Raw genomic sequence first — 12,144 nt, 5'->3', positions numbered from 1 at the left:
CGGGCTGCGAAGAAGCGGGACGTCGAGTCGGTCGGCGAGCGCCGCGGTCCGGGCGCCACCGGTTCCGGCGATTCCCGCCAGTCTCACCCTTGCGAGCGGATCGGCGAAGGCTTCGGCGTAGACGCGACCGAAGGTGCCGCCGACCACCACGATATCGCCGGCGTCGTAGCAGACGTCGAGGAGACCGTCCCACCGTACGGCGGCCGACGATTCTGAGGCCCAGCGCGCGCCGGTCGGCTCACCGGTCGCGGCTAGCGCGGTCGCGGCGGCCACCGCCCCGGAGAGCGCGTAGCTATCGGTCACCCGGATCCGTGCCCGCCGCACCCCGTGCGGCCCATGACTGGTGACCGCGATGACGAAGTACGGCTCGCGGCCCTGCGCGGACCGTCGGTTCGCGTCGGCTGCCGCGGCGTCGCGCACGGCGTCGATCGAATCCTCGCCGGAGATCATCGCGCTGAGCGCCTGCGATGTGGAGGGCGCGTCGATGATGTTGAAGCAGCGCAGCCGGTGTACGCCGATGCGCTCGGCTGCACGTGCGCATTCGGGGTCCAGATGTGCGTGGACCGAGGCGGTGCGCGACGGTGGCACGGGCGGGGCGCCGTCGTCGGCGATCACCTCGCCGGCTGCCCAGATCCGGCCGGGCCAGCCGTCCGGCTGGGTCACACTGTGCGCGTACTCGCTGACGGCCGCTTCGGTGAGCGGTTGGGCGCCGCCGCACAGCACCAACACGTCGGCACCCGGTTCGGCGGTCCGGGAGATCAGACGGGCGATCACGCCCGGTTGCACTCCGGCGCCCAGCAGAACCGGGGCGGGGGAGGCGGCAAGCTCGTCGACCAGGCGCTGGTCGCCACCGGCATCGACATAGGGCACACCCTGCTCGGAGCACAAGCGGGCAAGGGCGCGGGCGTGCAGGTAGGACGGTCCGGCGCACGACAGCACGACATCGGCTCCGCGCAGTTCGTCGGGCCAATCGGTGAGCGGCAGCCGCAGGTCGATGACGGTGACACGTGGTCCGCCGTCGCGGGTGGTCTGAGAGTGCGGCTTCCGGGTGATCAGGACCATCTCGTCCGCGGCTGTGCCGTTGGCGATGAGGGCCTGCGCGGCATGACGTCCCACGGCGCCGCCTGCGCCGAAGATGACGGTCTTCATGGTCGGCTCCTTCCGTCGGCTGTCGCGCGCCGGCCGGTACTAGCGGTGAGTAGGTCCGCGGCGCCGCCCGCGTTGGGGCCGTTCAGACAGGTGAAGTGGTCGCCGGGCACGTCGATCACCGTGAACTCGCCCAGGCAGTGAGTGCGCCAGAACGCCGACATGTCCTCGCCCAGGGTCGGCAGATAGCTCATCGGTCTTTGCTGTCGCAGGAAGGTGGCGGGTGCCAGCAGCGGCGGCTGTCGCCACTGGGCGACCGCGGCCAGGCTGTGCACGAAGATCGCCCGCATGCCGTGCAGCGTCTCCTCGGTGACCCCGTCGTCCGGACTAGCGCGCAGTGCCTGCTGAAGCCGTTCACCGGTCGTCGCGGGCGCCGACTGGAGCGCGTTGAGAAGGTCGGGGGGACCGAACTCGGCGACGATCGACCGGTCGATCACCCGGTGCCCGGCCGCCCGGGCGGCGGTCAGCGTGGCTCCGACCGCGTCGTCGTCGACGACGATGCCGAACTCGGCTGGGTCGCGGCCGAGCACCTTGGCGAAGGCGTAGTCGGTGAGGACGTCGTCATCGATCTCGAAGGGGATGCGGTACGAGCTGATCGCGGTCGTCTCGGCGACCACGTCGTGGGCGTCGAGGACGGCGGCGACACCCGCGGCCAGCAACCCTCCCATGCAGAACCCGACCACATGCGCGGCGGTGAATCCGCGTTCGAGAAGTGCGCGGGCATAGCGTCGCTCGAGCACGTCGAAGAGCTGGGCTGGCGGGAGGTCGAGATAACCGTCGTCCGGCGACCGCTCGATCCCGTACACACCGCCCGCCGCGTCACCCAGTTCCGGAAGCAGCTCGGCATACGGCCCGAGCCCGCCCGAGCCGTCGTGGATGAGCACCATCGGCACGGCGTCCGGCGCGGTGGGGGCGATCAGTTCGGTCAGCTGCACCGGACCGTCCCCGTGATCGCGGCGGCCGGGCCGGGTGATCGGGGCGGCGGGGTCCGCGAGCGGTCCGGCGGCCGGAACCTGTTGTGGGCCAGGTAGTTTCGACGTGTCGGGGGTGTTGGACGCGCCAGGAAGCAGCGCAGCCATGCAGCCGCGAACCGTTGGCTCGGCGACTATCGCCCGGTACACCCGGTCCCACGCCGACGGCTCGGGCCAGTCGAGTTCCCGTCGCAGCCGGCCGACGCAGCGCGCGAGCAACAGCGAATCACCGCCGTGCGCCATGAAGTCGGAGTCGGGGCCGAGGGACTCGGCCGGCGCGTCGAGGACGTCGGCCCAGATCGCGACGACCTGGGCGATCCGGTCGTCGTCCGGCTGTTCCCGGCGATCAGGGCGATCGCGGGGCGTCAGCCAGAAGAAGTGCTGGCCGGCCGTCTCCAGCGGGTGGCCGGCCGGTGGATAGACCGTCGGACGGTGTTCACCCAGAACGTCGAGCCACTGGTCGAGCCGCAGGAACGGCGCGCCGGTCTGCGCGCGGAGGTCCCGGTGATCGGTCAGGCCCTCCTTGAACTCCATCGTCGCCATCAGCGCGGCCGAGGGCGCGGTCGAATCGATGATCGCCAGGGAGCCGCCAGGGGTCAACGCCTCGGTCAGACGGCGGATCGTCGCCGGGATGTCGCTCGCATTGTGCAGAACGTTCGCACACACGATGACGTCGAAACGTCGCCCGAGGGCGGAGGGATCGTCGTCGACGTCGAACAGTTCCGTCGTCAGCTGCGGCCATCGGTCCCGTGCCGCCCGCAGGAAGGCGTGGGAGACGTCGGTGAACAGATAGTCGACGTCGCAGCCGGCCAGGGCGTCGAGGATCGGACGGGTGGTGCCGCCGACGCCGCCGCCGATCTCCAGAACCCGCAGCGGCCGGTCGTGACCGTCGGCGACCGCACGGATCGCAGCAGCGCACAGTCCGTTGAGGTATCGGGCCACCAGGTTGTCGTCGTAGGCGGCACGTGCAACGTCGAAGTCGCCGTCGGGGAACAGCAGAGTCAGGGGATCGACGCTGCCATCGAGCAGTCCGCCGAGAGATCGCAGGCAGTCTTCCACGTAGGCGAGTTGAGCATCGCCGTAGTCGATCTCAGCCGCCCGCCGCCGGATGTGCGCCCACTGCGACAGACTCTCGTCGACCGGCTGCACCGGGCGGGTCAGGCTTGCCCCGCTGCTGCCGATACGGACCAGTCCTGCCTCGGCGAGTTCCTGAATCCATCGGCCCACCAATGCTTCTCGATCGGTGGCGCCGAGTCGTCGCGCCACCTCGTCTACGGTGACGGGTCGGTGCATGCCGGCGCGCTGGAGGTGCCACGCCATGACTTCGCGGACCACCCGTTCGCTGTCGGTGGCCATGTGTGCGGCGGCTGCGCTGCGCGGACTGAGCCGGGTGTGCGCGCTGGCCAGGGCCGTGGCCACCGGGTCGGCCGCCGCGGCGGGCTCTCCGACGGCCGGCCCGGTGTCTTTGCTTGCCGCGGTGGACCGCACGCGCTCGACGAAGTCGGCGAAGGCCGCGTCGAGCACGTCCGGCGCGAAGCCGTCGTCCCGCGAATCCCAGTCCAGCGACACCCCGTTCGGCAGCGGCGTCACCTGCACGTCCAACAGCACCTGCGGAGTGCGGCTGCGTCCGGTTCCTGGTCGCGGGCGCAGCAGTCGGGGCGCCGGGGTACCGGTCGCGGCCACGGTGTAGGTGAAGACCACCGGCATCGCAGTCTGCTCGCGGGCGTCGCCGGCCAGCTGCCGGGCGACGCGCATACCGGAGACCGCCGAGTGTTCGAGCCCGGCGAAGACGTCGTCGCGGACGGCCCTGATCGCGGTGGCCCGGTCACCGCCCGCGGCCAGTTCCACCACCACCGTCGACGTGAAGTCGCCGACGATCCGGTCGGCGTCGGGGACGATCGGGCGGCGGTCGACGCTGGTCATCATGATGGTCGCGCGCGGCGATCCGTATGCGGCGGCGACGTCTGCGAAGTCGGCGAGCAGGACCGCGGCCGGCGTGGCCTCGTAGTGCGCGGCAACGGCGCACAGACCTGCCCATTCGGCGGTGGTCAGGGTGTGCGAGCGGCGGGAATAGCCGGAGCCGTTCGCCGGCGGGAACGAGGCGGTGCCGGCGGTCGTCGCGGCGGGGAAACGCAGGGGCGGCGCGAGCTGCGGCACGCGCCGGTCCCAGTACTCTTCGGCGCGCCGTTCGGCGGCGGCGAACTCCGGTGTTCCCTGGCGTGCCGCGTCGGCGGCCAGATACTGTTGGAAGGTCGCGGCGGGCGGTTCGACCGTCTCGCCGGCCAGGATCCGGTCGAGGTCGTCGACGAGGGTCCGGATGCCGACGTAGTCGGTCACGATGAGGTCCACCGACAGGTGCAGTACCGCACTCTCCGGCCCCAGGACCAGCGCCGCGTCGACCAGCGGACGCTGTTGGGCGGGGTCGTAGACGTGCCGGACCAGCCGGTCGGCGAGCCGATCGTTCGCGGTGCGGGCCTGCTGCTCGTCCGCGTAGTCGGTCACCTGCAGCGGCAGGGCCAGTGATTCGTCGACGCGCTGGGCGAACCTATCTGGATCCACGCGGACCCGCAACATCGGATGCAGCGCGACCAGCCGGTCCCACGCGGCGGCGACCGTTTGCGCCCGTCGGGCCGGCGGGATCCCGGCCGCTGCCGTATCGATGTCGAACTGGTGATATCCTTGACATCCGACGCCGCCGTCCGCGAACGCGGTGGTCCGGCCCACCAGGTATCCGGCCTGGATCTCGGTGAGTGGGAAGTCCCCGTCGGTGTTTTCGGCCAGGTCGGCGGTTCGGGTCAGGTCGGCGAGCAGTGTGTTGCGGTGGGCGACGAGTTCGGCTCGCAGGTCGTCGGTCAGGGTGCCGCGCGGTGCGCGATACCGCAGTCGCCCGTCCTGCGCCCATAGTTGGATTCCGGCATCGGCGATGCGCCGGGTGAGCTGATCGATTGTCACAGGATCCCTTCCTCGACGGCGCCGGCCGGCATCCGGGCTCCGTCGGTGTGAACTCGGGAGACGAAGTCAACGAAGCGTGGGTTCTCCAGCAGCGTCCGCAACGACAGCTCGTCCATCCCTTGGTGCTGCAGCGTCTGCATCAGGCGGGTCGCCGTCAGCGAGTCGCCCCCGGCCTGAAAGAAGTTGGTGTCCGGATCGACGTGCGGTACGCCGAGTGCCGTCGACCAGAGTCGGGCGATCTGGTCGGTGAGGTCGTCTTCCGCGGTCGGCCCGTCTTCCCGGCGGCCGGGTGTATCCGGTTGTGCCGCAGGGCTTTGCACTGGACGGGGCGGGACCGGTGGGTGCTGGAGCGGACGGGACGGGCGGTCCACCAGGTACCGGGCGACGTCGTCGACGCAGCGTTGCACCCGGTCTGCCCGAAGCAGGTCGACGACGAAATCGGCCGTGAGGTGCAGGCCCGCTGAGCTCTCGCTGACCTGCAGATCCAAGACCGTTTGGGGAGTCTGGGAACGGACCCGGTCGAGCCGCCCGAATAGATCGTCGCGGCCGTCGGCCGCCAGCCCCAGGCCACACGTGAAAACCACCGGGAACAGTGCATCCGCGGGCTGGCCGTTCCGGGCAAGCAGTTGCGCGGCCACCTCGGTGGTGGTGTACGCGGGATCGGCCACTCCGTCGATCACCGCCGTCTGTACGGTGCGGGCGAGATCGGTGAACTCCGCGAAGGTATCCGGCACGCCGACCACGAACAGCCGGGTGAAGTCGCCGGCCAGCGCGGCCGCGTCCGGTACCGCCGGATCGCGGTCGAACTGCGTCACGTTGACTGCCAGCGCGGGGTCGCCGCTCCAGTCAGCCAGCGACCGGACATAGGCGGCCAGCACGACGTTCGGCGCGGAGAGTTGCCGGCTGGCGGCCCACCGTCGGATCTCCTGCCAGCGCGCCGCGGGGACGAGCGCCTCGGCCCGATCGAAGACCGGCCGCCCAACCGATGTCAGGGGAGCAGTCCACAGTCTCGGTGCCGGCGGCAGTCCGGCGGCGACCGCGTCGAGCCGGTCCGGGGCGGCCTGTGGGGTCACCAGGCCTGGGTGGGCCCGCAGATACTCGCCGGAGCCCAGGGCCGGTGCCGGCAGCAGCGGCAGACCTCGGTAGGCCAGGGTCAGCTCGCGCAGCACCACGAACATTGACGCACCGTCAAGCCACAGGTTGTCCATGCCGATACCCACCGTCGCGGGCCGTGTGCCGTGCATGCCGGACGTGCTCACCCGGACGCGTAGCGCTCCGGGCTCGGCTGGGTCGGTCACTTCGGCCTCGGTGGCTGCGCGCGGATCGGTGCACGCCTCCGGTAGCGAATTGCGATGCTCGGGCACCACCTCACCGGTCCACGCGTCAACGACCCGCGAACGCAACGCGGGATGCCGTGCGACCACGGTCTGCACTGCACGGGAGAGCGCCGCGCCATCAAGATTGGGGACGGTCAGCTCGAAGTAGCAGTGCGCATTGGTGCCGCCGAGGATCTGCTCGGCGTCGCGGCCGGCGAGATAGGCGCGCTGTACGGCGGTGAGGGGTACGCGGCCGGTCGCGACGGCACCGGCCGCCACCCTGCCGACCTCGGATGACGGTGCCGCGCTGCGGCGTTCGGCGGTATCCGTGCGGCTCAGCGCAGCGCAGAAGTCGGCGAATCGCGGATTGTTGAACAGATTTACCAGCCGGGCTCCGCCGACGCCGGCCTCGGCCAGTTGCGCGACGATGCGCGTGCCGGTCAGTGAATCACCGCCGTCGGCGAAGAAGTCGCTGTCCGGGCCGGGCACGTCCGGCGACCCCAGGGCTTGCTGCCATGCTCTGCCGACCAGTTCGGTCAGCCCGACATCCGGGTCGTCGGGCACCGGGGCAGGTGCGGACGGCGGTGGGGCAGGCAGTTCCCGCTGCGGATCCGGGCGTGCGGGGTGCGGTGCGTCGGCAGGGCGGGCACGGACGACCACGACGCCGTCGTGCTCGACCGCTTTGGCCGGGGTGAAGCCGGCATCGCGCAGCACCGAAGCCCAATGCCACAGCGGCTCGTCGACGCGCTGCCCGACGACCGCCGGGTTCAGCACCGCCGCCGACAGCAGGATCACCCGGCTGTCGAGGGTGGGTTCGCACAGCCATACCGATCCGTCGCCGGAGATCCCGACTTGGTCGAGCCGTCGGAGAATCCGCGGATCGCGGTGAGCCGAGGCGCTGATCGCCACCACGTCGGCCGTCCATCCGGGAGGCAGATCGGCGCTGACCGACTGACCCCGGCGATGCGCGATGTGTGCCAGCACCCGGTCGGGTTCCACGCATCGCCACACGTGATCGGCGCCGATCGCGGTGAGACGGTCGGCGACCACCAGCCCGGCGGACGTGCCGAGCTCGAGGACCCGCACCGGTCGTTCGAGGGTGCGTGCCCGGTCGGCGATCTCGTCGGTGAGATCACCGATGAAGGCCCGGAATCCGGGAAGGGCGGAGAGAATCGCCTCCGGCCCCAGGGTCGGATGCTCGAGCAGCGCGGTGGTGGGCACCGCGCCCTCGAGCACCGCGATGAGATCGGCGAGATCCGCTGCGCTCCAAGTCATCGGCGACCCGGTCCGCAGGCGGTCCGCCTGCGGACCGGCCATCGATTCGAGGGCCGGCCGGGCCGATTCGGGCGGCGTCCCGGCGAAGTGCGTGAGCACCGCGTCGATCATCTTCTCGGCCGTCAGCGCCTCCAGCCCGGGAACCGAGGTGCCGGTATCGGACCGGAACTCGGCGGATACGGACTCCGGGCCGCTTGTCAGCCCGAGGCGCGCGGCGAATCTCGTCGTCGCAGCATCGAGGAAGCCGTCATCGAGCTGGCCGTCGGGATGATCCCAGCGGATCTCGATGCCGTCCCGGTGATCGGCCACCTGGCAGTCGATGAGTACTCCGGGGGTGGAGGTCAACGACCACACGGGAGTCGCCGCGGCCTCGGCGCCCGCGAAGTCGGCGGCGGAGAAGTCCAGCCCGAGTGTCGACGTGAAGACCACCCGATGCGCGGAGGCCGACTCGGGACGTGCAGTCAGCGCGGCATCGTGGGACAGGTCGCGGCCGAAGACCTGCCAGAGCTGTGCACCGGTCTCCTGCGGCGGGGCGGTGCCGTCGACGACCACCGTCTCGAGCCGAGTGAAGTTGCCGAGCACCTCCAGCGACCCTTCGTGCGGCCGATAGGACACCGGCACGGTGACCGGCACCCGATCCACGTCCAGGGCTTCGCCGAGGGCCGCACCGAAGTGGTGCAGCAGCAGGGCGCTCGGCGTGATTCCGGCGCGCTCGGCCGCGGCCGACAGGCCGTCGACGTCGTCGATCAGCAGCCGCCGCGAGGCGAACCGGACGGTGTCTTCGCCGATGTGCTGCACCGGAAGGACGAGGTCGAGGGGGTCTTGGGCCGACTCGTTGCGTGTGCGGTGTGCGTCCGGTCCGTGCGCCGCTGTCGACAGTTCGGCCACGGTCCGTGCATGCCGCGCGAAGTCCCCGATCCTGGGCTCCACCTGTGCCGGTACCGGCGCTCTGCCGGCCACCTCGATGAGGGCGGTGGTGATGGTGACCAGGCTGCGGGCGTCGAGCGCGAGATAGTCCAGAACCAGTCCCACTTCGCCGGGATCGCGGTCGGAGACCAGCACCGAGCACACCTGCTGGGGTTGATACGACGGCAGGTGCGAGCGCAGCGGTTCGACGATGTGGTCGAAGGCCACGTCGACGGCGGCGGGGCCCTGCGCACCGTCTCCGCGGCGCACACAGCGCAGCGCCTCCCACGATTCGGTGAGGATCGTCGCGGCGCGATGCACGGCGGCCGGGTCTACACCGCGACCCAGTTTCAGGATCACTGCGAACGTGGTGCTCGCGCGGACCTGCCCGCGCAGGCCGTCTCGGCCCAGAGCGTAGGCGCGCTGCAGCGGGGTCAGCGGGAACTCGTCGGTCGACTCGTGGCCCGTGGCCCGGGGCCGGTCCGCGCCGACTGGTCGGCGTAACCGGCCCCGGGCGGCCAGCATCGCGGCCAGCTCACCGGCTGCCGGTGCGGCCAGGATGTCGGCGACCCCGATGTCGTAACCGGCGTCATGCAGGCGGCGGCCCAAGCGCGCGGCGGACAGGCTCTCCCCGCCTGCAGCGAAGAAATTGGTGTGCTCGTCGGCCGGCACACCCAGGAGCTCGGTGAACAATTCGGTGACGAGCCGCGTCTGAGAGGGCACACCGGCACCGGAGGCTCCGGGCCCACCCGACGGACCGGCGGCGTGCGCGGCGATCGCCGCCCGGTCCACTTTTCCGTTCCCAGTCACCGGCAGCTGATCCCACACGTCGATACGGCTCGGGAGCATATGGGCATGCAAGACCAGCGTCGCCTCGTCGCGGATGCTTTCGCCGTCGACGTCGCGCGCCCCGGCGTCGAGCACCACGGCGGCACCGAGCGCGGTCCGATCCCGGATCGGGAAGACGATCGCCTCGGTCACCGCGGGCAGGCCGCGCAGCTGGGCCTCCACGTCGCCCAGTTCGATCCGGTGTCCGCGGATCTTCACCTGGCCGTCGTTGCGCCCGTGGATCACCAGGACATTGCGCGCGTCCCAATGCCCGAGGTCCCCGGTCCGGTACCAGCGTTCCCCGTCGTGGTGCACGAACCGTTCGGCGGTGAGCTCCGGTCGATGCAGATATCCGGTCGCCAGGCTTGCGCCGCCGATCCACAGTTCGCCGACCACCCGAGCTCCGCAGTCCCGGCCGTGCGCATCGGCGACCCGGTAGCTCTGACCGGCCAGTGGAAAGCCGTACGGCACCGACGTCCAGTCCGGGTGCAACTTCGTCGCGGCGTCGATGCGGAACTCGTTGGACCAGATCCCGCCTTCGGTGGCTCCGCCCATCGCCACCAGAACCGCCTGTGGGGCGAGCTGGGCGAGCCGGCGATACAGGCCGGTGTCGATCCGGTCCCCCGAGCACATCGCGATCCGCAGCGGCAGTTGCGGAGTGTCCGGCCCGGCCGCCTCCAGCAGCATCTCCAGCAACATCGGTGCGCTGTTCCAGACGGTGACGCGGTGCTCGGCGATGAGTCGCAGCCAGACGAACGGATCGCGGGCGTCCACATCGCTGACACAGATCAGCCGGCCGCCCGCTCCGAGCATGCCGAAGACGTCGAAGACGCTCAGGTCAAAGGCCATGGAGGCCACCGGAATCATGGTGTCTTCGGGGCCGATGTCGTTGCGCTGCCGCACATCACGCACGGTGTTCGTGGCTGCCGCGTGCGACATCTCGACGCCCTTCGGGGTGCCGGTCGATCCCGAGGTGAAGATGACATAGGCGGTGTCCTCGGGTGCGACGCTGCGCGGTTCGAAGCCGTCGGGAACCTCTGGGCTCAGCGGCAGGTCGGTCGCCGTGATCACCGCCGCCGGGCGGGCTTCTGTCTCCAGCGCCTCGCGGCGCTGGCGTGGCAGTCCCGCGGGCACCGGTAGGTAGGCGCATCCGGCGTAGAGGATTCCCAGCACCGCGATCACCTCGCCCGGCCCCTTCGGCAGGTCCACCGCCACCAGGTCGCCGGGCTCGGTGCGACCGATCAGTTCTGCGGCAAGGGTTTTCGCGAGGCCGTCGAGCCGCCCATAGGTCAGCTGTGCGTACTGCTCCGCGACTGGGTCGGTGTCGCGGGCGGTGCACACCAGCGCGATCCGGTCGGGCGACACTTGAGCGGTGGCCGCGACATCGTCGTGCAGGAGTCCGCGCGGCGCCGCGGGCGTCGAGTTCAGTGCCTCTCGCTCGCGCAGAACGGCCGCCGGCAGCGTCACCAGGTCGGCCATCGTGCGCGACGACGCCTCGTCGACGCTCCACCCGGCCAGGCGATCGACGGCTTCGACGGTGGCGGCGAAGATCTGTTCGGCGACGCCGTCGGCGAGCACTCCGGCGCGGACGTCGAACGACAGATGCACCCTGTCGGCGGTGAAACGGTAGGCCTGGAAGTCGATGATCACCTGCGGGGTCGACGATCGGATCATCATCGGGTGACCCAGCACATCGGTCGTGGCCTCGGGCAGCAACGGCCGGTCGGCGCTGTAGGTCAGGACGTACGGCGCGAGGCCGCGGTGGCCGGAGCCGGAGACGACGGCCCGACGCAGTTCCTCGACGGCGTCGAGGTCGCGCGCGATGCGATAGCGCAGTTCCGCGGCGAACTCGGCGAAACTCGCGGCCGCGGTGCGTTGCGGATCGTCCATGCAGCGCACCGCATAGATCTGCGTGCGATCGAGGACGTGGTCTTCGGTCCCTGCCACGGACAGGCCGGGCACGGTGACCAGGAAGTCGTCACGATCCGACCATCGGCGCAGGGATTCGGCGTAGATCGCCAGAATCATCGACGCACGCGTGACACCGAGTTCCCGGGCCAGGGCACCCAGCCGGTCCCAGGTCGCCTCGTCGACCGTCTCAACCAGCCGGTACATGCCGGATCCGAGCCGATCCAGACTCGTCGGCTCCGTGGGCAGGTCCGGGGCCTCGAGAACCGCGTCCACGCGCCCGGCCAGGACGTCTCCGGAGACCGTCGGCAGGTTCGGCGACGCACCGGCCTGCGCCTCGCGGACATCGGCAAAGGTGATCCGCGGCGGCGTCTGTGCCGCACCGTCGCCGTCACGCTGCGCTTGGATATGGGCCGCCAACTCGCCGCAGAGCAGCAGGATGCCGGCCAGATCGGCCACCGACAAGGCCACCGCCAGGTGAATCACCGAACGACGCCCGCCGTCGCCCTCGTCGCCCAGCAGCGAGAGTTCGACCCGCCAGGTGTCACCGTGCTCCAGGTCGAAGAACGTCGCGGCCATCCGTTCGCGGATCTCCGCCATCCGGGCTTCGCCGTCCTCGTCGCCGATGAGGTCGTGCACGCGGACCGTGGGGGCCGGGGCATCGGCGTCCACCAGCCGGTCGGGCGAGGGGACCACCGACCGGAGTGACGGATGCCGGACCGCGGCGTCGACCGCCGCCTGCAGCCGGTCCGGTGTCACTCCGCCTTCCGAGAACTCCACGTATCCGAGACAGTCCACACCGCCTAGCGGCTGTGCGCCGTCGCGCCCGGTCAGATAGGCGC

3 protein-coding genes are annotated in these 12,144 nt (G+C 70.9%); all 3 read right to left on the bottom strand.

The window, feature by feature from the left end; all coding sequences use genetic code 11:
- Window positions 1-1,149: saccharopine dehydrogenase NADP-binding domain-containing protein (locus ACTIMF_RS00915; protein ID WP_442348373.1), on the bottom strand; the 1,149-nt coding region annotated here is incomplete at its 3' end.
- The gene (locus tag ACTIMF_RS00910) at window positions 1,146-5,069 is read right to left on the bottom strand and encodes a condensation domain-containing protein (protein WP_442348372.1); all 3,924 of its coding nucleotides are present in this window, start codon (window positions 5,067-5,069) and stop codon (window positions 1,146-1,148) included. The genes ACTIMF_RS00915 and ACTIMF_RS00910, both read right to left, overlap by 4 nt.
- A complete protein-coding gene (locus ACTIMF_RS00905) occupies window positions 5,066-12,061 on the bottom strand; it encodes an amino acid adenylation domain-containing protein (RefSeq protein ID WP_442348371.1) in 6,996 nt (2,331 codons plus the stop codon). Before ACTIMF_RS00905 ends, ACTIMF_RS00910 begins: the two co-directional genes overlap by 4 nt.
- Window positions 12,062-12,144: the final 83 nt, after the last annotated feature.

This window comes from Gordonia sp. (in: high G+C Gram-positive bacteria) (assembly GCF_052106715.1).
In the GTDB taxonomy this organism is placed as follows: domain Bacteria; phylum Actinomycetota; class Actinomycetes; order Mycobacteriales; family Mycobacteriaceae; genus Gordonia.
This window is presented reverse-complemented; position numbering and strand designations above follow the sequence as displayed.